Raw genomic sequence first — 23,949 nt, 5'->3', positions numbered from 1 at the left:
CTCCGACATGCGCATTCTCATCACCGGTGGCGCCGGTTTTATTGGCTCTGCCCTAATCCGCCACCTGATCCAACATACCGAGCACGAAGTGCTTAACCTGGACAAACTCACCTACGCCGGCAACCTGGAGTCGCTGGTCAGCGTCGCCGCCGATAGCCGTTATGAGTTCGTCAAGGCCGATATCATCGATCAGGCGGCCGTCAGCGCGGTGCTTGCGCGCTTTGAGCCACAGGCCATCATGCACTTGGCCGCCGAGTCCCACGTCGACCGTTCGATTGACGGCCCGTCGGACTTTATCCAGACCAATATTGTCGGCACCTACAGCCTGCTTGAGGCCACGCGCGCTTATTGGCTTACGTTGGCAGAGCCGGCCAAGAGCGCCTTCCGCTTCCATCACATCTCCACCGACGAGGTGTATGGCGACCTGCACGGCGTGGATGATCTGTTCACCGAAACCACGCCCTACGCCCCCAGCTCACCCTATTCGGCGAGCAAGGCCGCGTCCGACCACCTGGTGCGTGCCTGGCAACGCACCTATGGCCTGCCGGTGCTGCTGACCAACTGCTCGAACAACTACGGGCCGTTCCACTTCCCCGAAAAACTGATCCCGCTGGTGATCCTCAACGCCCTCGCGGGCAAGCCATTGCCGGTCTACGGTGATGGTTTGCAGGTACGTGACTGGCTGTTCGTCGAAGACCACGCCCGCGCGCTGCTTAAAGTGGTCACCGAAGGTGTCGTCGGCGAAACCTACAACATTGGCGGCCACAACGAGCAAAAGAACATCGACGTAGTACGTGGCATCTGCGGCCTGCTGGAAGAGCTGGCGCCGCAGCGGCCGGCCGGTGTCGAAAAATTCAGCGACCTGATCACCTTCGTCAAGGATCGTCCCGGCCACGATCAGCGTTATGCGATCGATGCCAGCAAGATCGAACGTGAATTGGGCTGGGTCCCGCAAGAGACCTTCGAAACCGGCCTGCGCAAGACCGTGCAGTGGTATCTGGATAACCTGGAATGGTGCCGCAGGGTCCAGGACGGCAGTTATCAGGGCGAACGTTTGGGCAACACCGATATGAAGGATTTGATTGCATGATGAAGGGAATCGTATTGGCGGGCGGCTCCGGCACCCGTTTGCACCCCATTACCCTGGGTGTGTCCAAGCAACTGCTGCCGGTGTATGACAAGCCGATGATCTATTACCCGATTTCGGTGCTGATGCTCGCCGGAATCAAGGACATCCTGGTGATCTCCACGCCGCTGGACCTGCCGCAATATCGCAACCTGCTGGGTGATGGCAGCCAGTTTGGCGTGCGTTTCAGCTATGCCGAACAGCCGACGCCGGATGGTCTGGCGCAGGCGTTTATCATTGGCGAAGAATTTATCGGTGATGATCCGGTGTGCCTGATCCTGGGCGATAACATCTTCCACGGTCAGCATTTTGGCGAGCAGTTGTTGGGCGCGGCCAAGCGGCCTTCGGGGGCTACGGTTTTCGGCTATTGGGTCAAGGACCCGGAGCGCTTCGGTGTGATCGACTTCGACAGCGAAGGCCGCGCCCTGTCGATTGAAGAAAAACCGGCCCAGCCCAAGTCCAGCTATGCCGTGACCGGCCTGTATTTCTACGACAACGACGTGATCCAGATCGCCAAGGCGGTCAAGCCCTCACCTCGTGGCGAGCTGGAAATCACCGATATCAACAATGCTTATCTCAAGCGCGGCGACCTGCATGTAGAACGCTTCGGCCGTGGCTTTGCCTGGCTCGATACCGGCACCCACGACAGCCTGCTGGAAGCTTCGCAGTACGTGCAGACCATCGAGCATCGCCAGGGCCTGAAAGTCGCCTGCCTCGAAGAAATCGCCTATGAAAATAGCTGGATCGACCGCGACCACCTGCTGGAACGTGCCAAATACTTCGGCAAAACCGGTTATGGCCAATACCTGTACGCGCTGGCTGGAGACAAACAGTGAACGTCGTTGAAACCTCACTGCCCGGCGTGCTGATCCTGGAACCCAAAGTGTTCGGGGATGAGCGTGGGTTTTTCTACGAGAGCTTCAACGCCCGTGCATTTGAAGCCGCGACCGGGCTCAAGCGCGACTTCGTGCAGGACAACCATTCGCGCTCGCAAAAAGGCGTACTGCGCGGGCTGCATTACCAACTGGAACACACCCAGGGCAAATTGGTGCGGGTCATCGCCGGGGAAGTGCTGGACGTGGCTGTGGACATACGCCGCCGTTCACCTCACTTCGGCCAGTGGGTAGGCGTGCGCCTGTCGGCGCAGAACAACCGCCAGCTCTGGGTGCCGGAAGGCTTCGCCCATGGGTTTGTGGTGCTGAGCGACGCCGCCGAGTTCCTGTACAAAACCACCGACTACTATCAGCCGAGCGCCGAGCGCTGCATCCTTTGGAATGACCCGGCGCTGGCCATCGACTGGCAGCTCACCGAGACACCGCAACTGTCGGCGAAAGACCAAGCCGGCAAATTGCTGAAGGAAGCCGACCTTTTCCCATGACGCCCCCTTTGAAGATCCTCATCACCGGCCGGCACGGCCAAGTCTCCCGGGCGCTGCAACAGCAGCTCCAAGGCGTGGGCGAGTTGATCGTGCTGGGTAGCGACCAACTCGACCTGGCCGACGCCGACCAGATCCGCCGGCAGATACGCACCCACCGCCCCGACCTGATCATCAACGCTGCCGCGCACACGGCGGTCGACCAAGCCGAAAGCGAACCAGACGCCGCCTTCGCCATCAACGCCATCGCCCCTGGTGTATTGGCTGAAGAGGCCAAGGCCCTGGGCATCCCGCTGATCCATTACTCCACCGACTACGTGTTCGACGGCAGCAAACCCGCGCCCTACACCGAAGCCGACACACCCAACCCCTTGGGGGTCTATGGGCAAAGCAAACTGGCGGGTGAGCAGGCGATTGCGGCGGTGGGGGGCGAATATCTGATTCTGCGCACCAGTTGGGTCTATTCCAACCACGGTAAAAACTTCCTGCTGACCATGCAGCGCCTGCTGCAGGAAAAACCGCAAATGCGCATCGTCGCCGACCAGATCGGCGCGCCGACGTGGGCCGGGACCATTGCCGCCAGCACCCGTGCGTTGATCGAACGTTGGCGGGCCGGCGAGGCCGGCGAATGGGGCGTTTATCACCTGAGCGCCCAGGGTGAAACCTCATGGTTCGGTTTCGCCCAGGCGATTGGCGAGCATTTACGCACCGAGGGCAAGGCCTGCGCCGAACTGCAAGCGATCCCCTCCAGCGCTTACCCAACGCCGGCCCGGCGCCCACTGAACTCACGCCTCGATTGCAGCCGCCTGCAACAGCAATGGCACGTCAGCCAGCCGCAGTGGCAAGACGCATTGCGCGAGTGTCTTACACAACAGCACTAGGCATAATGCGCCTGTACCCCCAGGCGCACGACTCCCATGACTCCATCCCTTGCGCGAAGACCCCGCTGGCGCAGCCTTGCTCTGTTGGCGCTGTGCCTGGCACCGCTGTTGTGGCCGCTGGAGCATTTGGCCGAGCGCTACTACCGCAGCGAACTGGCCGGGCAAAACCGCCAGACTCTCGACCTGTACGTGGCCAACCTGCTGGGCACACTGCATCGCTATGAAGTGCTGCCGCAGATCCTCGGTGACTTGCCCGCCCTGCGCACCGCCCTGGATGCGCCGCACGTCAGCACCCACCTGGCCAACGCCAACCAGTTGCTCAAGGACGTTGCCGCCCAGGCCGGGGTAGAAGTGATGTACCTGATGGACACCACCGGCAAGACCCTCGCCGCCTCCAACTGGGATAAACAGGACAGCTTCGTCGGGCGCAACTTCTCGTTCCGCCCGTACTTCAGCGAAGCCATGGCCGGGCGCCTGGGGCGGTTTTTCGGCCTGGGCACCACGTCGGCCAAACGCGGCTACTTCTTCGCCGCCGCCGTGCGCGAGGGTGACACGATCATCGGCGTGCTGGTGGTCAAGGTCGACCTGGACCACACCGAAAGCCTGTGGGGCAATACCCCGGAACAACTGCTGGTCACCGACCACAACGGCGTAGTGATCCTCACCTCGCGCCCACAATGGCGCTTTCGCGCCACCCGGCCGCTGACCGCCGAAGAGCGCCAGGCCATCATTGCGATCCAGCCCTACCCAACCCGCGACCCGCAGCCGCTGAACCTGAGCGGCACCGCCTGGCTGCGCCAATCCACCGCCATCGCCGAGACCGGCTGGAACGTGGAGATCCTGGCGCCGCAATCCTTGATCAGCCGCCCCGTGCGCACCGTGGTTGCCGTGGGCGGCGCGACACTGTTGGTGTTGATGTTGCTGCTGGGCCTGCTGATGCAGCGCCGTCGCCACTACCTGGAACGCATCGCCTTCGAAGCCAAGGCCCGGCGCGAGTTGGAAATGCGCGTGGCCGAGCGAACCAGCGACCTCGAAGGCCTGAACCGGCGGCTCAAACAGGAAGTGCTGGAGCGCGAACACGCCCAGCAAGAATTGGTGCGCGCCCAGGATGACCTGGTACAGGCCGGCAAACTGTCGGCGCTGGGCACCATGTCGGCGAGCATCAGCCACGAACTCAACCAGCCCCTGGCGGCGATTCGCAGTTATGCGGAAAACGCCGAGATCCTGCTCGACCATGAACGCACCGCCGATGCGCGGGGCAATCTCAAGCTGATCAGCGAATTGACCGGGCGCATGGCCTCGATCATCGCTCACCTGCGTGCCTTTGCCCGTCGCGACCGGCACGCACCGGAGAGTGTGGCGCTGCAACCGGCGCTGGACGATGCGCTGGCGTTGCTGGCCAAGCGCCGGCGGTCGATGGAAGTGGAACTGATCCGCGATCTGCCGGAGGCGACCTTATGGGTGCAAGCCGGCGAAACCCGCTTGCGCCAGGTGCTGGGCAACCTGCTGGCCAACGCCCTCGATGCGCTCACCGAAAAAGGCCCGCCACGCAAACTGTGGCTGAGTGCCGAAACCACCGCACAGGGCGTCAACCTGTACATTCGCGACAACGGCCCAGGCTTTTGCATGGAAGCGCTGGGCCGCGCCAGCGAGCCGTTCTACACCACCAAGACGCGCACCCAGGGCCTGGGGCTGGGCCTGGCGATCTGTGAAACGCTGATGCGTGCGTTTGGCGGTGAATTGCTGTTCGCCAACCACAAGGAAGGCGGTGCGCTATTAACGTTGAAATTGCGTGCCGGCTCGCCGGGCGTGAGCCTGCAACCGTCCGAGGACCGCAGTGTATGAGTATCGATAACCAGATTCAGGTGGTATTGATCGACGACGATCCGCACCTGCGTCAGGCGTTGTGCCAAACCCTGGACCTGGCCGGGCTGAAAGTCCTGCCTCTGGGTGAAGCCAGCGGCCTTACCGCACGCCTGACGCGGGATTGGCCGGGCGTCGTGGTCAGCGATATCCGCATGCCCGGCATGGACGGCCTGGAGTTGCTCGCCGAACTGCACGGCCAGGACCCGGACCTGCCGGTGCTGCTGATCACCGGCCACGGCGACGTGCCGCTGGCGGTGCAGGCCATGCGCGCGGGCGCTTATGACTTTCTCGAAAAACCCTTTGCCAGCGACGCGCTGCTCGACAGCGTGCGCCGCGCACTGGCCCTGCGCCGCCTGGTGCTGGACAACCGCAGTCTGCGCCTGGCCTTGAGCGACCGTCAGCAACTGAGCACGCGCCTGGTGGGGCACTCGCCGCAAATGCTGCGCCTGCGCGAACAGATCGGTGCGTTGGCGGCGACCAAGGCCGATGTGTTGATCCTGGGTGAGACCGGCGCCGGCAAAGAAGTGGTGGCCCGTGCGCTGCATGACCTGTCGAGCCGCCGCAGCGGGCCGTTTGTGGCGATCAACGCTGGGGCCTTGGCCGAGTCGGTGGTGGAAAGCGAACTGTTCGGTCATGAGCCCGGCGCGTTTACCGGTGCGCAGAAACGCCGCATCGGCAAATTCGAATTCGCCAACGGCGGCACGCTGTTCCTGGATGAAATCGAAAGCATGAGCCTGGACGTGCAGGTCAAGCTGCTACGCCTGTTGCAGGAGCGCGTGGTGGAGCGATTGGGCGGCAATCAGCTGATTGCGCTGGATATCCGCATCATCGCCGCCACCAAGGAAGACCTGCGCCAGGCGGCGGACCAGGGCCGTTTCCGTGCCGACCTGTATTACCGCCTCAACGTCGCCCCGCTGCGCATCCCTCCCCTGCGCGAGCGTGGCGAAGACGCGTTGATGCTATTCCAGCACTTCGCCGACGAAGCCAGCAGCCGTCACGGCCTGCCGCTGCACGAGTTGCAGCCAGGCCAGCGCGCCTTGTTGTTGCGCCATAGCTGGCCGGGCAACGTGCGCGAACTGCAAAACGCCGCCGAGCGCTTCGCCCTGGGCCTGGAACTGGCATTGGACAGCACGCCGGACAACCCCGCCAGCGGCGCGCTCACGTCCACCCCGGGCGGCTTGAGCGAACAGGTCGAGCAGTTCGAAAAAAGCCTGATCGCCGCCGAGCTGACCCGCCCCCACAGCTCCATGCGCAGCCTCGCCGAAGCCCTCGGCGTGCCGCGTAAAACCTTGCACGACAAACTGCGCAAGCACGGCCTCAACTTCGCCAACCAAAGCGCTGACGACGAATGACCCCGCCCACCCACCACGAGGCCGCCATGAGCCGCGACAGCCGTTACCTGGAATCCATCCTCCACCACGACATCCCCCTCACCCGGGAAATGGGCTTGAAGGTGCTCGACTGGCAACACGGGCAACTGCAACTGCACTTGCCCCTTGAGGCCAATATCAACCACAAGAGCACCATGTTCGGCGGCAGCCTGTATTGCGGCGCCGTGCTGGCGGGCTGGGGCTGGCTGCACCTGCAACTGCGCGAGGAAGGGATTGAAGACGGGCATATCGTGATTCAAGAGGGGCAGATCAGTTACCCGCTGCCGGTGACGCAGGACGCTACGGCTATTTGCGCCGCGCCGGAAGAGAAGGTGTGGAAGCGTTTCTTGGCGACCTACAAGCGCTATGGCCGGGCGCGGTTGACGTTGGACACGTGGATCGTGAATGAGGGCAGTGACCAAAGAGCGGTAGCCTTCACGGGCCAATACGTCCTGCACCGCTAGCAGCCAAACACAAAACAAATGTGGGAGGGGGCTTGCCCCCTCCCACATTTTGATTTGCGCAGGTTTTAAGAACGGGCCAGGGTCAACAACTGCTCACGCCATGCCGCCTTGGCCGGCAACGCCAGAAAGAACGGGTTCAACAGCGACGCCCGCGCCGGGTAGCTGAACGGCTCGCCGCTCAATTCCAGCACCTCGCCGCCCGCGCCTTCCAGCACACCCTGGGCCGCGGCGGTGTCCCACTGCGACGTCGGCGCCAGCCGGGGGTAGCAATCGGCGCTGCCCTCGGCCAGCAGGCAGAACTTCAACGAACTGCCGATATTTGCCAACTTCAACTCACCCAACCCCGCACTCAACCCATTCAACAGGTTTTCTTGCTCAGGGCTGGTGTGTCGGCGGCTGGCAACCACAGTAAACGCCTCACCGGCCGCCGGTGCCTCGCGCACCTGGATCTGCCGAGGTGCTTCGTTCACATCGGAGCGCCATGCGCCCAACCCCGCGCCACCGAAATAGCAACGGCCATTGGTAGGCATCGACACCACACCGAACACCACACGCCCGTTTTCGATCAGGGCGATATTGACGGTGAACTCTTCACTGCCGCTGATGAACTCCTTGGTACCGTCCAGCGGGTCCACCAGCCACCAGCGCGTCCAACCGGCGCGCACGCTCTGGTCGATATTGGCGTCTTCTTCAGACAGTACCGGGATGCTCGGGTCCAGCGCAGTCAGGCCCGCGAGAATCAGGTGGTGAGCCGCCAGGTCCGCGGCCGTCACCGGCGAATCATCAGCCTTGGAGGTCACGGCCACATCAGCGCGCCAGTACGGCAGGATGGCTTCACCGGCCTGGCGCGCCAACTCGATCACGGGGGCGATAAACGGGTGGCCTAAAAACAGTTCGCTCATGCGCCAAACACTCCACGCTGGGTCAACAGGTCTCGTACCAGATACAGCGCCGCCAGGGCGCGGCCTTCACTGAATTGCTCGTTTTGCGCCAACTGCGACAGCTCGCGCAGGTTGACCCTGTCCACGCGCATCGGCTCAGGCTCATCGCCCTCCAAGCGCTCCTCATAGAGATCGGTGGCCAATACCACCTGGATTTTCTGGCTCATGTAACCGGGCGACAGCGACAGTTCGGTAATGTGCTCCAACTGCCGCGCGCCATAGCCGGCCTCTTCCTTGAGTTCGCGGTCTGCCGCCGCCAGCACATCCTCGCCGGGTTCGATCAACCCCTTGGGCAACGACAACTCATATTCGTCGGTACCGCCGCAGTATTCTTCCACCAGCAACGCATGGTCTGCGTCAATCATCGCCACGATCATCACCGCGCCGTAACCGGCACCGCGACCCACCAGGCGCTCGTAGGTGCGTTCAACGCCGTTGGAAAAGCGCAATTGCACTTCCTCCACGCGGAACAAACGGCTACTGGCGACTATTTCGCGGGCGAGGACGGTGGGTTTCTGGCGCATAAGCGGCTCCTTGGCGTGATCGGGGTACTATACCGTGGCTTTTCCGATTGTCTGTGTCGGATATCTTTACTTATATGAGAACGCCCCATGCCCTCTTTGCCCTGGCAAACCATCGACACCGTCCTGCTGGACATGGACGGCACCTTGCTCGACCTGCACTACGACAACCACTTCTGGATGGAACACCTGCCCCAGCGTTATGCCGAACTGCACGGTGTGAGCCGGGCCATGGCCAAGATGGAGCTGCTGCCACTGTTCGAGCGTAACGCCGGACAGTTGCAATGGTATTGCCTGGATTTCTGGAGTGCCGAACTAAAGATCCCGGTGCGCGAGCTCAAGCTGGAAACTGCTCACTTGATCGCCCTGCGCCCGGATGCCGATACCTTCCTGGCGGCGATCAAACAGGCCGGCAAGCGCGTGATCATGATCACCAACGCCCACCGCGATTCGTTGTCGCTCAAGCTTGAGCGCATCGAACTGGCGCCGTATTTCGAGCGGCTGATCAGCTCCCATGACTACGGTTTTGCCAAGGAAAACCCACAATTCTGGGATGCGCTGCAAGCCGACACCGGCTTCAACCCCTCGCGCAGTCTGTTTATCGACGACACGTTGCCGATTTTGCGCAGTGCGCGGGATTTTGGCGTGGGGCATTTGCTGGCGGTGAAAGAGCCGGACAGCAAAAAGGGGCCGAAGGACACGGCGGAGTTTGCGGCGGTCGATGATTACCGGGACCTGATTGCCGGGCTCTGAACCTATGTGGAAGGGAGCTTGCTCCCTCCCACATTTTGCCCTGCGTTGTTACTCAGGAATGCGCAGCGTCTGCCCTGGGTAGATTTTGTCCGGATGCGACAACAGCGGCTTGTTGGCCTCGAAGATTTTGTTGTACTGGTTGGCGTTGCCATACACCGTCAGGGAAATCGCGCTCAGGGTGTCGCCCTTTTTCACCACGACGAAACGGGCAGCGGCAACGGCCGGGCCGGTTACGGTGATCTGGTCATCCACAGTGGCCACACCGGCAATATTGCCCAGCGCCAGCAGAATCTTCTCTTTCTCTTCCTGAGTGGCGACTTTACCGGTCACGGTCACCTTGTCGCCCTCCACCGTGGTCTGTACATCCGGATTACCCAGACCCACTTTGGCTACGTGCTCCTTCAACTGCTCACTGGCATTCGCATTGCCCGGCGTCAACAGGTCGATCAACTTCTCGCCGGCTTCCTTAACAAAACTAAAAAGACTCATGGTGCACTCTCCTTGGTATTTAAGTTCCAGATGCCCAAGACTAGACCAGCCTTACACAATTGGGTTCCAGACCGACCAAAGACCCAAACGCGCTAGAATCCCCCCCGCCATTGGAATAAGCCCTGGAGCGAAGATGGACATCAAACAGCTGAAATTCCTCATCGCCCTCGACGAAACCCGTCACTTTGGCCAGGCGGCGGCGCGTTGCCATATCACTCAGCCGACCCTGTCGATGCGCCTGCGCAGCCTTGAAGAAGAGCTGGACTTGCCGTTGGTCAATCGCGGCCAGCGTTTTGAAGGCTTTACCGCCCCCGGCGAACGCGTGCTGGCCTGGGCACGCACCGTGCTGGCGGCGTATGACGGTTTGCAAGCCGAAGCGGCGGCCTGCCGGGGCAATCTGGTGGGTACGTTGCGCCTGGGCGTGGTGCCGCTGTCGAGCTTTGATCCGTTGGCGTTGATGCAACAGTTGCATAAAGAGCACCCGAGCCTGCGCTTCGAGCTGTCGGCCTTAAGCTCGGAACAGATCCTTGAGCAATTGGCGAGCAATCGCCTGGACCTGGGCGTGTCATACCTGGAGCGCCTGGATAACGAGCGCTTCGATTCGCTGGCCCTGGGCGAAACGCGCATGGGCCTGCTCTACGATCAACGTTTTTTCAGCTTCGGCGACAAGCCGTTGAGCTGGGAAGCACTGATCGAACTGCCCCTGGGCATGCTCACCAGCGGCATGCATTTTCGCCAGTCCATCGACCACAACTTCCACAGCCGAGGGCTCAACCCCCAACCGCTGCTGCAAACCGATGCCGTCCATCAGTTGTTACAAGCCGTACACGGTGGACTGTGCTGCGCCGTGATGCCGCTGGACGGAGGCCTGGAAGCGCTCACCGAGCACCTGCGCCTGCAACCCATCGAAGACGCCCACACCCTCGCCCGGCTGGGGCTGATCATGCGGCGCGGCGCGCCACGTTCGGCGTTGGCCGAGGCCTGTTTCGCGCTGTATCAGAAATCGTAGATCGAGCCTTGATCGACGTCATCTATCGGTAGATCAGTACTGGCAATTAGACGCGACGCTTTGTCGCGCCTAGTCTAAACACTGATCAATCCGCCGGTGGTATTGCCTCATGAACGCCAAGCGCCCAGTCTGCGCGGCGCCCGCTCTCGAAACGCCCGCGCCCGCCGCCAGCCAGAGCTACCAGTACTGCACACTCGAACACACAGACGTCGCCAGCACTGCGTTGGCGGAAGAAGTGGCGTTGGCGATTGCCTACAACGACATCAGCCAGGCGGTCATGTTGGTAACACCGACCGATCTGGAAGACTTTATCGTTGGTTTCAGTATCGGCAGCGGCATTATCGCCGACGTTAGCGAGATTTATGACCTGAAACTCAGCGGTTCGGGCTCTGCCCAGTACGCCCATGTACAGATTTCCAGCCGCGCATTCTGGAACCTCAAACAGCAACGTCGCCAGTTGGCCGGCACCAGCGGCTGCGGCCTGTGCGGCGTCGAAGCCGTAGAGCAGGCTCTGCCGGATTTGAAGGTCTTGCCCGGTGCACCGTTACCGCCTGCGGCATGGCTTGATGGCCTGCGCCAGCGCATCAGCGCCTTCCAGCCCTTGGGCCAGTACAGCGGCGCGGTACATGCGGCGGTGTTTATGGACAGCCAGGGCCAGTTGCTGCTGGGCCGCGAAGACATCGGTCGGCATAACGCGCTGGATAAGTTGATCGGCGCGCTGATCCGCCAACAGATCCCGACCGAAGGCGGCCTGGCGATCGTCACCAGCCGTTGCAGCCTCGAGTTGATCCAGAAAGTCCTGCGCGCGGGCATCCAGACCCTGGTCAGCCTGTCGTCGCCCACCGGCCTGGCCCTGCAATGGGCTCGCCGACACAACCTCAATCTCATCCACCTGCCGCAAAAAGTGCGCCGCGGGTCTACAGCCCTGCGATGGAGAACCAGCCGTGAGCAATCATCATCAAGCCGACCAAACCCCGACCCCGCGCTACAAGCCTTACAAAGGCCCGGCCGGCGGCTGGGGTGCCCTGATCAGCGTGGCACAGGCCTGGCTGACCAGCGATAACGCACTGAAAAACCTGCGCATGATGCTCAAGACCAACCAGAACGGCGGCTTTGACTGCCCCGGTTGTGCCTGGGGCGATTCGCCGGAAAGCGGCATGGTCAAGTTCTGCGAAAACGGCGCCAAGGCGGTCAACTGGGAAGCCACCAAGCGCCGTGTGGACGCCGCGTTTTTCGCCAAGCACAGCGTGACCGCGCTGCTGGAGCAGAGCGATTACTGGCTCGAATACCAGGGCCGCCTGACCGAGCCGATGCGCTACGACGCCCAAACCGATCACTACACGCCCATCAGCTGGGAAGCGGCGTTCGCCCTGATCGGTCAACACCTCAATGCGTTGCCAAGCCCGGACATGGCCGAGTTCTATACCTCGGGCCGCGCCAGCAACGAGGCGGCCTACTTGTATCAGTTGTTCGTGCGCGCCTATGGCACCAACAACTTCCCGGATTGCTCGAATATGTGCCACGAAGCCAGCGGCGTGGCCCTGGCCCAGAGCGTGGGGGTGGGCAAAGGCACCGTGACCTTTGATGACTTCGAACATGCCGACGCGATCTTCGTCTGGGGCCAGAACCCCGGCACCAACCACCCGCGCATGCTCGAACCGCTGCGCGAAGCGGTCAAGCGCGGCGCCCAGGTGGTGTGCATCAACCCACTCAAAGAGCGTGGCCTGGAACGCTTCCAGCACCCGCAACACCCGCTGGAAATGCTCACCAACGGCGACAGGCCGACCAACACCGCCTATTTCCGTCCGGCGTTGGGCGGCGATATGGCCATCCTGCGCGGCATGGCCAAGTTCCTGCTGCTGTGGGAACGCCAGGCCCAGGCCGAAGGCAAGGAAGCCGTGTTCGACCACAACTTCCTCAACGAACACACCGCCAACGTGCTGGATTACCTGGCCAAGATCGACGACACCTCGTGGGATGAAATCGTTGAGCAATCCGGCCTGCCACTGGTGGAGATCGAGCAGGCGGCGCGCATGTACGCCAAGGGCAAGAACGTGATCATGTGCTGGGCGATGGGTATCACCCAGCATCGCCACTCGGTACCGACCATCCAGGAAATCGCCAACCTGATGCTGTTGCGCGGCAACATCGGCCGCCCAGGCGCCGGCCTGTGCCCGGTGCGCGGCCACAGTAACGTGCAGGGCGACCGCACCATGGGCATCAACGAACGTCCGCCGGTGGCGTTCCTCGACGCTCTGGAGCGTCGTTTCCAGTTCCAGGTACCGCGCACCAACGGGCACAACGTGGTGGAAGCCATCCACGCCATGCTGGAAGGGCGTTCCAAAGTGTTTATCGGCCTGGGCGGCAACTTTGCCCAAGCCACGCCGGACAGCACCCGCACCTTCGAAGCACTGCGCAATTGCGACCTGACCGTGCAAATAAGCACCAAGCTCAACCGCAGCCACCTGACCCACGGTAAAGACGCACTGATTCTGCCGTGCCTGGGCCGCACCGATATCGACATCCAGGCCGACGGCGCGCAAGCGGTCACAGTGGAGGACTCGTTCAGCATGGTTCACGGCTCCAATGGCCAACTGCAACCGCTGTCCAAGCTGATGAAGTCCGAGCCCGCCATCCTCGCCGGCATCGCCGCCGCCACCCTGGGCAGCAAACCGGTGGACTGGAACTGGCTGGTGGCCGACTACGGGCGCATCCGCGATCTGATCGCCGACACCATCCCAGGCTTCAAGGACTTCAACGAAAAAATCAAACATCCGGGCGGCTTCTATCTGGGCAACTCCGCCGGCGCACGCCGCTGGAACACGCCCTCGGGCCGCGCCAACTTCCGCCCGAACATCCTGCCCAAGGACCTGATCCACGAGCGCACCCACGCCACAGGGCGCGTGCCGGACCTGATCATGCAGTCGATGCGCTCCCACGATCAGTACAACACCACCATTTATGGCCTGGACGACCGTTACCGTGGGGTCAAAGGCCAGCGCGATGTGTTGTTCGTCAACGAAGCCGACATTATCCGCCTGGGCTTCAAGCCTGGGCAGAAGGCCGACATCGTGTCGCTGTGGGAGGATGGCCGCGAGCGCCGCGTCAAGGGCTTTACCTTGCTGGCATTTGATATTCCGGCGGGGCAGGCAGCGGCGTATTACCCGGAAGTGAACCCACTGGTGCCGCTCGAAAGCACAGGCGATGGCAGCCATACGCCAACCTCAAAATTTGTGGCGATACGCCTGGAAGCGGCGAGCGAGAGCGGTTTGATCCTGTCGCGTTCGGCCTGACCGATCATTTCGGACACAAAAAAAGGCCGCTTTTGTAAAAAAGCGGCCGTTCCGAAGTAGCTAATGACTCGCAAAAATCACTTAAGTTCCGTAGTTAAAACAGTAACTTAGAGAATTGTGTACAACTCGTGCTACTGGTCGGATTTCTATTGTCACAATGTCAATACAGCCTCAGGATCGCGCCGTCATCCCCTTGAGGTTTCCCTGAATGAAGTTTTCCTCGATTCTCTTGTTGTCCCTTGGCCTGGTCAGTGGCGCAGCCATGGCCGGTGGCACCACCGAAGCCGGTGTAGGCGGCGCATTGGGCGGGGTTCTAGGTTCTGTGGTCGGCCAGCAGTTGGGCGGCAACACCGGTTCGACGATCGGCGCAGCCATCGGCGGCGCGGGCGGTAGCGCGGTCGGCGCCGACAAACGCAGCCGTGGCGAAGCAGCCATTGGCGGCGCATTGGGCGCAGCCGGCGGCAACGTCGTGGGCCGCAGTGTCGGCGGCAGCACCGGTGCACTGATCGGCTCCGCAGCTGGTGGTGGCGCGGGTGGTGCGCTGGGCAACTATATGGGTAACAAGAGCGATGACGACGACCGCCGTTATCGTGGGCGCGACGACCGTCGCTACTACCGCGATGGCCACCCAGGCCGTGGCCATGCCTATGGGCATCGCAAGAACAAGCATCGTTATCGCGACTGATAAACACGCGGCCTGACGAATCACTGAAGAACTAAATGTGGGAGGGGGCTTGCTCCCGATAGGGGCGGATCAGTCATAGCATCCTTGACTGACCGACCTATATCGGGAGCAAGCCCCCTTCCACATTGTGCTTGCCGCGTTTGGGGATCGGCTACACCGCCAACCGCTGCAACGCCTCGCGCAACGTCCCCGCTATCGTCACTGGCTGGTTAGTCTGGCGCTCCACAAACACGTGCACAAAACGCCCCGCCGCACAGGCTTGCTCTTCGCCTGCCTTGAATACCGCCAATTCATACTGCACTGAGCTGTCGCCCAACTTGCCCACCCGCAGGCCGATTTCAATGCGCTCGGGAAAGGCGATTGACGCAAAGTAATCGCACGCCGAACTCACCACAAACCCCACCACCTCACCGTCATGAATATCCAGCCCGCCCTGCTCGATCAGGTAGGTATTCACCGCCGTGTCAAAAAAACTGTAATAGGTGACGTTGTTTACATGGCCGTACACGTCGTTGTCGTGCCAACGCGTAATGACCGGCTGGAAGTGAGGGTAATCGGCACGTTGCGGCACGGAGTCAGGCATGGGCACCTCTGGTCAAAGGGAAGTTACAGGTCATTCAAATGGGCCTCGGCCCACTCGCGCACCCCGGCGTAGGGGTAGTCCTCCAGCGCAGCAAAACCCGAAATGCCTCGCGCCTTTAACCGGGTGAACAGCGGCACACTGATACCACCCAGAAAACGCGTCAACCGTTCAGCGCCGGGCAGTTGGCCGGTGTGTGCATGATGCCTGTGGATAAAATCACCGCACAGCCCCATGAAATTTTTATCCACAAGCGGCGGCAGGCTCGGCGGCGCCGGTAGATGCGCGACGTGCCCCCGGCATACCGAGCAATGCCCGCAGCGCTGCGGTGCGTTTTCATCGCCGAAATACCGCGCCAGCCGCTGCCCCAGGCAGTGTTGAGTGGCAAACAGCTCGAGCATGGCGTGAATTCGCGCCACCTCCGTCACCTCGTGCTGCTTGAAGCCTGTGTATAACTCGGCGCTCAACACCTGGGGGTCAAAGTCGGTATTCAGCAGGCTGTAGACCTCGGTCATCTGCTTGCTTTCCAGCTCGATCAGGCCCTGCTCCTGGAAGTAATCCAGCGCCTTCACCACGCGGCTGCGCTCGGCGTTGTGTTGCTGGTACAGCGCATCGAAATCCACCGTCGCCCAGGTTTTCGCACGCTTGCACACTTGGATAATCGCTGCGACAAACTGCTGCCGCTCACCGGAAAATCGTGCCAGCAACGCCTCGGGTTCGATCAGGTACTTGAAGCGATATTCAGCATAAAACGCATAGCGCGGCGCGATCACGCCCTTGAGCTCCAGTTGCACCAGCAGCGTCTTGAGTGGCAGCTCGCGGATATTGCTGTGATCCGACAGCGAGCGCAGCAGGAACTCCCACTGCCCCTCGCCGCGCGCCGCCTGCAAGTCTTCGAGCACGCGCCGGATGCCCTCCTGCTCTGGCGTATCGCCATAGACGAAGTTCTCCAGCACATTGAGGCTGTCGCGGTTGGCCAGCACCAGGCAGTCCGAAGGCTGCCCATCGCGCCCGGCGCGGCCGATTTCCTGGCTGTAGTTCTCAATGGATTTGGGCAGGTCGAAGTGCACCACATTGCGGATGTCACTCTTGTCGATGCCCATGCCAAACGCGATGGTGGCAACGATGCAATTGCAGCGCCCGCCCATGAAGCGCTGCTGGATACTCTCTCGTTTATCGTGGGGCAAACCTGCGTGATAGGCCTCGGCCTGGATACCGTTGCGGTTCAGGTGCTCGGCGATCTGCTCGGCGGTTTTTTGCAGGGTGACGTAGACAATGCTCGGCTGGTTGGCCCGCTCACTCATCCATTGCACCAAGCGTCGGCGTTTGTCCGCACCGCTGACCGGCTCGACCAACAGGTTCAGGTTCGGCCGATAGAACCCCGTGGTTACCACATCGTGCGGCGCGATGGCGAACTTGGCCTGCATATCGGCGATCACCTTGGGCGTGGCTGTAGCCGTCAGCAGCAGCGCTTGTGGGATCTTGAACTGACGTTGGTAGTCCGGCAGTTTCAGGTAGTCCGGACGGAAGTTGTGGCCCCATTCGGAAATACAGTGCGCCTCATCCACCACCAACAATGAAATCCGCACGCTTTGCAGGAAGTTACGAAAGCGCTCGTTTTTCAGGCGCTCCACTGAAATCATCAGGATTTTCAACTCGCCCGAACGTGCACGCGCCATGACGTCGTTGGCCTGCTCGCGGCTCTGGGCCGAATCGATACTGCCCGCCGAGATACCGTGGCGCTGCAAAAAACCCAACTGGTCCTGCATCAGTGCCAACAGCGGCGACACCACCAACGTCAGGTGCGGCAGCAGGACCGCCGATAGCTGGTAACAAAGGGACTTGCCTGAGCCGGTAGGAAATATCGCGGCCGCCGAACGACCGGCCAGAACGGCGCTGACCGTTTCTTGCTGGCCCAAACGAAACTGTGGATAACCAAAGACCTGCTGGAGGGTGTCGTGCATAGGCTGTCACTCCATTGACCGGTGAACGTGGCTTGAAAACGTAGCCCAGTCAGCTCAGCGGATCGAGAAAGGTCGCATGGAAAAAAAGACAGGATGATACACAGGATGCAGCTAGGAACACCGCAAACCAAATGTGGGAGGGGGCTTACCCCCTTCCACACTTTCAGAACTGCGCCATGGCTGAATCAGCGGTTCCGCACCCGCTCAATCGCCGTGTCATACACCGGATTGGCCTTCTGCTCTTTGGCCAATTGGTAATGACGCAACGCATCCGCAAACTGCCCCGCCGCTTCGTAGATGCGCGCGATGTTGTAGTAAGCGCCGGCACGTACGGTGGTCGCATTGGCACCCGTCGCCAGGGCGATGGCCTTGCGGTTGGCCCAGATCGACTCAGCAGTGTTACCGGCCTTCTGATAGGCCAGGCCGAGGTTGCCGTAGGCCTTGCCAAAACCATTGTCCAGATCGATAGCCTGACGGAACAGGTCAATCGCCTGGTCCAGGTTACCCGCTTGGTAGGCCGCTTCACCCTGCACATTCAGACGCTTCGCATCAGCTTGTGCGGACGAGCTGACAGCTACTGCGGTGACCGCAACGCTGTCATCCAGCAATGGTTTTACTTCGTTCAGTACGTCCTTGGCATCGACCTTCACACCGCTGAACGTGTTGATGTCCTGGAAGTCGCCGCTGCCGGTCATGCGAAACACTGTCCACAGGTTACCGCTGCGGTTTTTCGGTACGTAGTAGGTGCGCACCAGAGATTGGCCCATGTACACGAACACCTTGGCTTCGCTGTTGGACAACTGGCGCGAGCCTGGATTGCCGCCGTTGCTGTAGTCATGCACGGCGTAAACGTAGCTTTCGCCGTAGTGTTTTTTCTGCAGGGTGATGGTTTCCGGGCCGTAGCTGTCGGTGTCATCTACGTCCAGCTCAGCGTCGGTGCCGGTCTTGTTCTCGAAGTAAATGTTGTTGCCGGGGAAGATCATATGGGAGTCGAGATCGTCCGGAGTCTGGCCCCAAGTCAGCACCACGCGCAGGCCGTCGAGGTTTTCCATCACCGGGCTGATGGCGTAAGTCATGCCTTTGCACGGGCACTTCACCACCAGGTTGGAATAGCCGGGCTTCTTGATGATCAGCAGGTTGCTGGCATCGTCGGCGGCTTCGCTGGTCAAGGTCACTTGGCCTTGAGCGTTGGTGCGGCCCACCACGTTCTGCGCGCCGTTGCGTTGCAGCAACACTTCGGCATCGGCGATTTTCTGATCCTTGACCACCGCGCTGAGCACTTCAATCGGCAACTGCTCGGCCTGAACGGAAAAAGCTACCGCGCACAATGACATCGCCGAAGCGACACGAAGCAAACTCATGCTTAACTCCCTTTAATAACGGGCGGAATCGCCCTACAAGATTTTGCGGTGAAACATACGCTGAATTCAGCCTGCTGGCGGAGTTTTTATACAAAATGTGACGCGGTTTTATCCCGCCTGCCCGCTGACGCATTGCGCTACAATCAGGCCTTGCTAACCAGGAGGACGCTGCAATGAGCGAACTGACGTTTGAGCAAAAACAGGATCACTACCATAAGATCCGCCGCTCCAATTATCTGGCCAGCCTGCGCCTGGAAGGGTTCGAGACCCAACCGACGGACGTCGACAAACCGCTGCCGACCCGCGAAGCCGTGCTTGCCAAGTACCGCAACACTCCACGCTGATGCTCGACAAATACGGGGTGGGCCAGGACCCGTACTGCTACCCCGGGAGCAGCGTCCTGCGTAACCGCCTGGATTTGCTCGACGAACACCGCCTGCACCAGGCCGAGCGGGAATTATCCGAAATCGCCGTGGGCAGCCTCCCGCTCTTCCCGCCGCCCTACGACCTCGCCCGCCTGCAAAACATCCACCGCACGCTGTTCAGCGACATCTATGACTGGGCCGGTGAACTGCGCAGCGTCAACATCCAGAAAGGCGACACACTGTTCTGCACCCCGGAACGCATCCCACCGGAAGCGGCGAAGATCATTCGTCATATGGAAGAAGCGAACTGGTTTGTCGGCGCAAACCAGGCCGAACTGGTGAGGAAAATTGCCGAGGCGTACGGCGACCTTAATGTTATCCACCCCTTTCGCGAAGGCAACGGCCGGGCGCAGCGGATCCTGTTCGAACAGATCATCGTGAACGCGGGGTTTTCAGTGAACTGGTGGCTGGTCAAACATGCAGCGTGGATCCCCGCGAACATTGATGCGGTTGCCTGCGACTATCGCGGGCTGGAGGCCATTTTCGAGCGGTGTATCAGCAGGCCGGCCAACTAAGAAAAAAGTTGATTTTCGGGGCGCTACACCACCATCGCGGCATAGGTATCTACACAATTTTTAAACGTTGGAAAATCCTCCCTGTAGTGAGCGGGCAAGCCGGACGCCCATCGTTTGAGCCGTTTCAGCTGTCAAATCGCTGCCAAGCCGAAAATGCCAGAAACCACTGTAGGAAACAGCCAAACACCGTGCAATCCCATTCCTAAACTGAAAAAACACCTGCTTGCCCCCCTACAGAACGCTCCGCCTTCTGACCGAAACTAGCGCTCTCTCAATTTTTTCGGCAAAAAAAGTGAACATCGAAAGGACTCAGCACATCGGCCATTACGGCGTCACGTTCACTGTGATCCGCCTTACCGTTTTACCTGCCAACCGACAGGCACTGGCAAACCTTTGTTTATTGGAGGCCGGTCCTTCAGCAAACGAGGTTCGCTACGGCCTAATGTGCCTCTACGAAAAGATGCTTGCCCGTGATTTGCCTTGCAAGATGACCGTCGCAATCTCCAAGCCGCTGACCCGGCGCCAGGCCGATTTGCTTAATGAACGTGGAACCATCGTGGCAGGGTTGATCGCCAGTGCTGTTTCAGCGCCCATCAGCCTGGCATCACCCTTTTTGGGAGCCGCCGCAGGTGGAGCAGTTGGCCTGAAAGTGAAAGATGTCATTCGCAGCTATCACGTCGCAGACGTCATCATCGGCATAGACGCACAAGTAAACGGCGGCATCGGTCCTCAACGATCGTTGTCAGCCATGGTCCGAAAGTTCCAGGGAGGATAATACGGTGACCGAATACTCTCCCTGGATAACTCTTATCATCGTTGTAGTACTTGCCACTGTATTGGATAGGAAACTGAAGCACCCCGTAATCAGAAAATGGACTGGGTTAGCCCTTATGCTTACAGGACCCACACTTTTATTCAGCGCCACGTCCTGGATAACACAGTTACCATTCTTCAGTTTCCCGATCATTGCCTTCATCACAGGTGTCGATCTCTTGTTCACCCAAAACAAACACAAAAGATCACACAACCATCCCCTTCACCCACTCCTGCGTGCCCCAACCATGAACCTGGCCCCCAACTTCCCCGAAGACCCGGCGATGCAACAGTTGTTGCAACTGCTGCACGAAGAAATCGGCCTGCCGAAACACAAGACCATCCGCCTGCAAACCGCGATCAACTTCGACCTGGGTTGCGACGGCAGTGAGGCCAAGCAACTTATGGAAGCACTGGAACAGGATTTTGGCGTCGACCTGGGCGACTACGACGCCTATCGTTACTTCAACCCACCGATGTTCGACGTGTTCATGAAGCGCCGCGCCAAGGGCCGTGGCGAAAAAGTGCCGCTGACCATCGGCATGCTGTACCTGGCGATCAAGACCCATAGCTGGGACACACAGACGCTGGAAAACCTGAGTTGAGCGAACACCGGGTCCAGGCACACCGCCACTCAAAATTCGATTCGTGTTTTTCAACGAGCGATTGTCGGCCGTACACGTGCTGGGGGGCGTGTGGATGCTGGTTGGGGCAATCGTTCTGCGCATCGCTTATCAACCCCTCACGCATAAAAAAGCCGCCCACAAGAGGCGGCTATTTCACAACGGCGCAGTCTTACAACTTAGGACCCGCAGCCTTGATCGCGTCGCTCACTTCAAACTTCTTGAAGTTCTCGATGAACAGACCGGCCAACGCCTTCGCCGCTTCATCGTAAGCCGCCTTGTCAGCCCAGGTGTTACGTGGGTTCAACAGGCCGGTTTCAACGCCCGGTACGGCCAAAGGCACGTCGAGGTTGATAGTGTCGAGGTGTTCGGTCTCGGCACCGATCAACGCGCCGCTCTGGATCGCTGCGATCACGCCGCGCGTGGTCGGGATGTTGAAGCGTTTGCCGACACCGTAGCCGCCGCCGGTCCAGCCGGTGTTGACCAGGTACACCTTGGAGCCGAAGCCGCGGATGCGCTTGATCAACAGCTCAGCGTATTCGCCGGCCGGGCGTGGGAAGAATGGCGCGCCGAAGCAGGTGGAGAAGGTCGACTTGATGCCGCTGCCCGAGCCCATTTCGGTCGAGCCCACCAATGCGGTATAGCCGGACAGGAAGTGGTAGGCCGCTTGTTCTTCGCTGAGGATCGACACGGGCGGCAGTACGCCGGTCAGGTCGCAGGTCAGGAAGATCACTGCGTTTGGCTCGCCGCCCAGGTTCTTCTCGGAACGCTTGGCAACGTGCTCCAGCGGGTAGGCGGCACGGCTGTTCTGGGTCAGGCTCACGTCGGCATAGTCGGCGTGCTTGGCGTCGTCGATCACGACGTTTTCCAAGACTGCGCCGTGCTTGATGGCTTTCCAGATGACCGGCTCGTTCTTCTCGGACAGGTCGATGCACTTGGCATAGCAACCGCCTTCGATGTTGAACACCACGCCCTCGCCCCAACCGTGTTCGTCGTCACCGATCAGGTAACGGCTTTCGTCGGCCGACAGAGTGGTCTTGCCGGTACCCGACAGACCGAAGAACAGGGTCACGTCGCCCGCTTCGCCAATGTTGGCGGCGCAGTGCATCGGCAGCACGTCGGCGGCCGGCAGCAGGAAGTTCTGCACCGAGAACATGGCTTTTTTCATTTCACCGGCGTAACGCATGCCGGCGATCAGCACTTTTTTCTGGGCGAAATTGAGGATCACGCAACCGTCGGAGTTGGTGCCGTCACGCTCAGGCACGCACTCGAAATTGGCCACGTTGAGCACTTGCCATTCGTCGCGACCGGCCGGGTTGTATTGGGCCGGGTTGATGAACAGGCAACGACCGAACAGGTTCTGCCAGGCAGTCTGGGTGGTCATTTTAACGGCCAGGTAGTGGTCTTCGGCAGCCCCTACGTGAACGTGGGAAACGAAGTGCTCTTGCGCGTTGTTGAAGGCTTCTACGCGGTTCCACAGGGCATCGAACTTGTCGGCTGGGAACTTGCGGTTGATCGGGCCCCAGGCGATGGCGTCCTGGGTGGAAGGCTCTTCAACGATGAAACGGTCAACCGGTGAACGACCGGTGCGGTGACCGGTTTCCACTACCAGCGCACCAGTATCGGCAAGCACGCCTTCACCGCGCTGCAGGGCTTCTTTGACCAGATCGTCAACACTCAGATCGGTGTATACGGCGTTATTGGCTTGCGTCATGAGGTTCCCCGTCGGCCTATGGCCGAGTGCTCCAAACGTTTTGTAGTAGAAAGTTGCGCACTACTACCGCGAAAAAAGTGGGCCGGATTATGCCAGAAAAGCCCAAAAAGAGTAGGGCCCTCCCGTCAGAACACCTCTAATCCGGCATTTGTCAGGTGATTTACCTGTGCTTAAACGTTTTAGTGGCGGGTGTCGGAAGGCGTGTCGATGCCCGCGCCAGCGAACAATTGAGCGACATCCGCCGCATCGAACAGGTAGCGCTCGTTGCAAAACTGGCAGTCGATCTCGATATGGCCACCGTGTTCCACAACCAATTGCTGCGCATCTTCCAGGCCCAGGCTGACCAAGGCATTGGCAGAACGCTCGCGCGAACAGCTGCAATTGAAGCGCAGGCCCTGTGCGTCGAACAGGCGCACGGCCTCTTCGTGGTACAGGCGATGCAGGATGGTTTCGTTGTCCAGGCCCAGCAGTTCTTCGGCCTTCAGGGTGTCAGCCAGGGCAATGATATGCCGCCAGCTTTCAGCACGGTCATCGTCGTCCTTGATGCGGTCAGCCGGTAATTGCTGCAACAGCAGGCCGCGGGCGCGCTTGCCGTCGGCATTGAGCCAGAACTTGGTGCCGACTTGCTGGGACATGACGAAATAATTGGTGAAGCAGTCCGACAGGGTCTCGCCGTCGAGGTCGACGATGCCCTGGTAACGCTGGCCTTCCGTAGGGTCAACCGTAATGGCCAATACGCCATTGGCCATCAGATCGGACAGGGTAGCGTCAGGCGCGATCTGGTCGGCGTGGTAACGGGCCAGGCCACGGATTTCACGCTCGCTGGAGCACTCGATCATCAGCATGGGCACCGGCCCTTCAGACCGCGCCTGCAGGATCAGCAGACCGTCGAATTTCATGGTGCCAACCAGCAGCGCAGCGGCCGCCATCAACTCACCGAGCAGTTGCGCGACCGGCTCCGGATAGGGGTGCTTGGCAAGGACTTCTGCGTAGCTGCGCTCCAGGGAGACCAGTTCGCCGCGGGCGTCGTTCTCGTCGAAAATGAAGCGTTGAGTGAAGTCGGTATCCGGTAGATCAGTCATAGGTCTGGGTATCTGAATTGATGACAAATTGATTACAACGTTTATAAAATTAAACGCTTTAGCACCGTTTTGGTGCGGTTTTCTCCTGGAAACAGAGAA

Annotated in this window: 23 protein-coding genes and 1 pseudogene; 16 read left to right on the top strand and 8 right to left on the bottom strand. The window is 60.4% G+C overall.

The genetic code is table 11. The features are described from left to right. Positions 1-7: 7 nt before the first annotated feature. From rfbB to AB4O25_RS20035, 7 genes are read left to right on the top strand one after another with little or no spacing between them, the layout of a single operon-like run. A complete protein-coding gene (gene rfbB / locus AB4O25_RS20065; RefSeq protein ID WP_460149915.1) occupies positions 8-1,090 on the top strand; it encodes a dTDP-glucose 4,6-dehydratase in 1,083 nt (360 codons plus the stop codon). Beyond that, positions 1,087-1,962: a glucose-1-phosphate thymidylyltransferase RfbA gene (rfbA, locus tag AB4O25_RS20060; RefSeq protein WP_017526023.1), complete on the top strand. Its 876-nt coding sequence runs from the start codon at positions 1,087-1,089 to the stop codon at positions 1,960-1,962. Before rfbB ends, rfbA begins: the two co-directional genes overlap by 4 nt. Further along, a complete protein-coding gene (gene rfbC / locus AB4O25_RS20055; RefSeq protein ID WP_017526024.1) occupies positions 1,959-2,504 on the top strand; it encodes a dTDP-4-dehydrorhamnose 3,5-epimerase in 546 nt (181 codons plus the stop codon). Before rfbA ends, rfbC begins: the two co-directional genes overlap by 4 nt. Continuing rightward, the gene (gene rfbD / locus AB4O25_RS20050; protein ID WP_065876645.1) at positions 2,501-3,382 is read left to right on the top strand and encodes a dTDP-4-dehydrorhamnose reductase; all 882 of its coding nucleotides are present in this window, start codon (positions 2,501-2,503) and stop codon (positions 3,380-3,382) included. Before rfbC ends, rfbD begins: the two co-directional genes overlap by 4 nt. Before the next feature lie 36 nt (positions 3,383-3,418). Beyond that, positions 3,419-5,227 (top strand): sensor histidine kinase, encoded by a 1,809-nt coding sequence (locus tag AB4O25_RS20045; protein WP_017526026.1) that lies wholly within the window; start codon positions 3,419-3,421, stop codon positions 5,225-5,227. Continuing rightward, positions 5,224-6,600, top strand: coding sequence for a sigma-54-dependent transcriptional regulator (locus AB4O25_RS20040; protein ID WP_017526027.1), 1,377 nt, complete (start codon positions 5,224-5,226; stop codon positions 6,598-6,600). Before AB4O25_RS20045 ends, AB4O25_RS20040 begins: the two co-directional genes overlap by 4 nt. 26 nt (positions 6,601-6,626) lie before the next feature. Further along, the gene (locus tag AB4O25_RS20035; RefSeq protein ID WP_065876659.1) at positions 6,627-7,082 is read left to right on the top strand and encodes a thioesterase domain-containing protein; all 456 of its coding nucleotides are present in this window, start codon (positions 6,627-6,629) and stop codon (positions 7,080-7,082) included. A 65-nt stretch (positions 7,083-7,147) separates the two neighbouring features. Here AB4O25_RS20035 and cysQ read toward each other — a convergent pair whose 3' ends face one another. After that, positions 7,148-7,984, bottom strand: coding sequence for a 3'(2'),5'-bisphosphate nucleotidase CysQ (gene cysQ / locus AB4O25_RS20030; protein ID WP_223496861.1), 837 nt, complete (start codon positions 7,982-7,984; stop codon positions 7,148-7,150). Next, entirely contained in the window at positions 7,981-8,547 is a 567-nt protein-coding gene (nudE, locus tag AB4O25_RS20025; protein WP_065876642.1) for an ADP compounds hydrolase NudE, read from the bottom strand. The genes cysQ and nudE overlap by 4 nt, the downstream gene beginning before the upstream one ends. Positions 8,548-8,634: 87 nt before the next feature. On the opposite strand from nudE, the gene yrfG reads away from it, so the two are divergent. Further along, positions 8,635-9,297, top strand: a complete 663-nt coding sequence (yrfG, locus tag AB4O25_RS20020) for a GMP/IMP nucleotidase (RefSeq protein ID WP_460149914.1) — start codon at positions 8,635-8,637, stop codon at positions 9,295-9,297. A 48-nt stretch (positions 9,298-9,345) separates the two neighbouring features. Here the strand turns inward: yrfG and lysM are convergent, their stop codons facing one another. Then, positions 9,346-9,786, bottom strand: coding sequence for a peptidoglycan-binding protein LysM (gene lysM, locus AB4O25_RS20015; protein WP_460149913.1), 441 nt, complete (start codon positions 9,784-9,786; stop codon positions 9,346-9,348). 133 nt (positions 9,787-9,919) lie between these two features. On the opposite strand from lysM, the gene AB4O25_RS20010 reads away from it, so the two are divergent. From AB4O25_RS20010 to AB4O25_RS19995, 4 genes and pseudogenes are all read left to right on the top strand, one after another. After that, the gene (locus AB4O25_RS20010; protein WP_460149452.1) at positions 9,920-10,795 is read left to right on the top strand and encodes a LysR family transcriptional regulator; all 876 of its coding nucleotides are present in this window, start codon (positions 9,920-9,922) and stop codon (positions 10,793-10,795) included. Positions 10,796-10,904: 109 nt separating this feature from the next. Beyond that, positions 10,905-11,743 (top strand): annotated as a pseudogene (fdhD, locus tag AB4O25_RS20005) (formate dehydrogenase accessory sulfurtransferase FdhD). Next, positions 11,740-14,088, top strand: coding sequence for an FdhF/YdeP family oxidoreductase (locus AB4O25_RS20000; RefSeq protein WP_460149912.1), 2,349 nt, complete (start codon positions 11,740-11,742; stop codon positions 14,086-14,088). Before fdhD ends, AB4O25_RS20000 begins: the two are co-directional and overlap by 4 nt. Positions 14,089-14,296: 208 nt before the next feature. Further along, a complete protein-coding gene (locus AB4O25_RS19995) occupies positions 14,297-14,773 on the top strand; it encodes a glycine zipper domain-containing protein (RefSeq protein ID WP_017526036.1) in 477 nt (158 codons plus the stop codon). 151 nt (positions 14,774-14,924) lie between these two features. Here AB4O25_RS19995 and AB4O25_RS19990 read toward each other — a convergent pair whose 3' ends face one another. The 3 genes from AB4O25_RS19990 to AB4O25_RS19980 form a co-directional block, all read right to left on the bottom strand. Then, on the bottom strand, positions 14,925-15,356 hold the full coding sequence (locus AB4O25_RS19990; protein WP_460149911.1) for an acyl-CoA thioesterase: 432 nt from the start codon (positions 15,354-15,356) through the stop codon (positions 14,925-14,927). A 23-nt stretch (positions 15,357-15,379) separates the two neighbouring features. Next, positions 15,380-17,317 (bottom strand): RecQ family ATP-dependent DNA helicase, encoded by a 1,938-nt coding sequence (locus tag AB4O25_RS19985; protein WP_460149910.1) that lies wholly within the window; start codon positions 17,315-17,317, stop codon positions 15,380-15,382. Positions 17,318-17,502: 185 nt separating this feature from the next. Further along, on the bottom strand, positions 17,503-18,678 hold the full coding sequence (locus tag AB4O25_RS19980; protein ID WP_017526039.1) for a tetratricopeptide repeat protein: 1,176 nt from the start codon (positions 18,676-18,678) through the stop codon (positions 17,503-17,505). Between the two features lie 173 nt (positions 18,679-18,851). Between AB4O25_RS19980 and AB4O25_RS19975 the strand changes: the two genes are divergently transcribed. The 4 genes from AB4O25_RS19975 (at position 18,852) to AB4O25_RS19960 (ending at position 21,036) form a co-directional block, all read left to right on the top strand. Then, a complete protein-coding gene (locus AB4O25_RS19975; RefSeq protein WP_017526040.1) occupies positions 18,852-19,022 on the top strand; it encodes a YhfG family protein in 171 nt (56 codons plus the stop codon). Further along, a complete protein-coding gene (locus AB4O25_RS19970) occupies positions 19,022-19,618 on the top strand; it encodes a putative adenosine monophosphate-protein transferase Fic (RefSeq protein WP_017526041.1) in 597 nt (198 codons plus the stop codon). The genes AB4O25_RS19975 and AB4O25_RS19970 overlap by 1 nt, the downstream gene beginning before the upstream one ends. 292 nt (positions 19,619-19,910) lie before the next feature. Next, complete coding sequence (locus tag AB4O25_RS19965; protein ID WP_267864480.1) at positions 19,911-20,393, top strand: hypothetical protein; 483 nt, start codon at positions 19,911-19,913, stop codon at positions 20,391-20,393. A gap of 286 nt (positions 20,394-20,679) precedes the next feature. Continuing rightward, positions 20,680-21,036, top strand: a complete 357-nt coding sequence (locus AB4O25_RS19960) for a DUF1493 family protein (RefSeq protein ID WP_460149909.1) — start codon at positions 20,680-20,682, stop codon at positions 21,034-21,036. 190 nt (positions 21,037-21,226) lie between these two features. On the opposite strand, the gene AB4O25_RS19955 is transcribed toward AB4O25_RS19960, so the two are convergent. Beyond that, complete coding sequence (locus AB4O25_RS19955) at positions 21,227-22,768, bottom strand: phosphoenolpyruvate carboxykinase (RefSeq protein WP_017526045.1); 1,542 nt, start codon at positions 22,766-22,768, stop codon at positions 21,227-21,229. A gap of 179 nt (positions 22,769-22,947) precedes the next feature. After that, positions 22,948-23,850 (bottom strand): Hsp33 family molecular chaperone HslO, encoded by a 903-nt coding sequence (gene hslO / locus AB4O25_RS19950; protein WP_017526046.1) that lies wholly within the window; start codon positions 23,848-23,850, stop codon positions 22,948-22,950. Between the last annotated feature and the right edge of the window lie 99 nt (positions 23,851-23,949).

Source organism: Pseudomonas sp. S3_A03 (assembly GCF_054668275.1).
This window is presented reverse-complemented; position numbering and strand designations above follow the sequence as displayed.

What these genes read in the sequence shown, in the direction of transcription:
- lysM (WP_460149913.1), bottom strand. Translation starts at nt 9,786, where the DNA reads ATGAGTCTTTTTAGTTTTGTTAAGGAAGCCGGCGAGAAGTTGATCGAC.
- yrfG (WP_460149914.1), top strand. Translation starts at nt 8,635, where the DNA reads ATGCCCTCTTTGCCCTGGCAAACCATCGACACCGTCCTGCTGGACATG.
- AB4O25_RS20010 (WP_460149452.1), top strand. Translation starts at nt 9,920, where the DNA reads ATGGACATCAAACAGCTGAAATTCCTCATCGCCCTCGACGAAACCCGT.
- nudE (WP_065876642.1), bottom strand. Translation starts at nt 8,547, where the DNA reads ATGCGCCAGAAACCCACCGTCCTCGCCCGCGAAATAGTCGCCAGTAGC.
- AB4O25_RS19995 (WP_017526036.1), top strand. Translation starts at nt 14,297, where the DNA reads ATGAAGTTTTCCTCGATTCTCTTGTTGTCCCTTGGCCTGGTCAGTGGC.
- rfbD (WP_065876645.1), top strand. Translation starts at nt 2,501, where the DNA reads ATGACGCCCCCTTTGAAGATCCTCATCACCGGCCGGCACGGCCAAGTC.
- AB4O25_RS19980 (WP_017526039.1), bottom strand. Translation starts at nt 18,678, where the DNA reads ATGAGTTTGCTTCGTGTCGCTTCGGCGATGTCATTGTGCGCGGTAGCT.
- AB4O25_RS20045 (WP_017526026.1), top strand. Translation starts at nt 3,419, where the DNA reads ATGACTCCATCCCTTGCGCGAAGACCCCGCTGGCGCAGCCTTGCTCTG.
- AB4O25_RS19975 (WP_017526040.1), top strand. Translation starts at nt 18,852, where the DNA reads ATGAGCGAACTGACGTTTGAGCAAAAACAGGATCACTACCATAAGATC.
- AB4O25_RS20035 (WP_065876659.1), top strand. Translation starts at nt 6,627, where the DNA reads ATGAGCCGCGACAGCCGTTACCTGGAATCCATCCTCCACCACGACATC.
- AB4O25_RS19960 (WP_460149909.1), top strand. Translation starts at nt 20,680, where the DNA reads ATGAACCTGGCCCCCAACTTCCCCGAAGACCCGGCGATGCAACAGTTG.
- AB4O25_RS19990 (WP_460149911.1), bottom strand. Translation starts at nt 15,356, where the DNA reads ATGCCTGACTCCGTGCCGCAACGTGCCGATTACCCTCACTTCCAGCCG.
- AB4O25_RS19985 (WP_460149910.1), bottom strand. Translation starts at nt 17,317, where the DNA reads ATGCACGACACCCTCCAGCAGGTCTTTGGTTATCCACAGTTTCGTTTG.
- rfbA (WP_017526023.1), top strand. Translation starts at nt 1,087, where the DNA reads ATGATGAAGGGAATCGTATTGGCGGGCGGCTCCGGCACCCGTTTGCAC.
- AB4O25_RS19955 (WP_017526045.1), bottom strand. Translation starts at nt 22,768, where the DNA reads ATGACGCAAGCCAATAACGCCGTATACACCGATCTGAGTGTTGACGAT.
- hslO (WP_017526046.1), bottom strand. Translation starts at nt 23,850, where the DNA reads ATGACTGATCTACCGGATACCGACTTCACTCAACGCTTCATTTTCGAC.
- AB4O25_RS20040 (WP_017526027.1), top strand. Translation starts at nt 5,224, where the DNA reads ATGAGTATCGATAACCAGATTCAGGTGGTATTGATCGACGACGATCCG.
- rfbB (WP_460149915.1), top strand. Translation starts at nt 8, where the DNA reads ATGCGCATTCTCATCACCGGTGGCGCCGGTTTTATTGGCTCTGCCCTA.
- AB4O25_RS19970 (WP_017526041.1), top strand. Translation starts at nt 19,022, where the DNA reads ATGCTCGACAAATACGGGGTGGGCCAGGACCCGTACTGCTACCCCGGG.
- cysQ (WP_223496861.1), bottom strand. Translation starts at nt 7,984, where the DNA reads ATGAGCGAACTGTTTTTAGGCCACCCGTTTATCGCCCCCGTGATCGAG.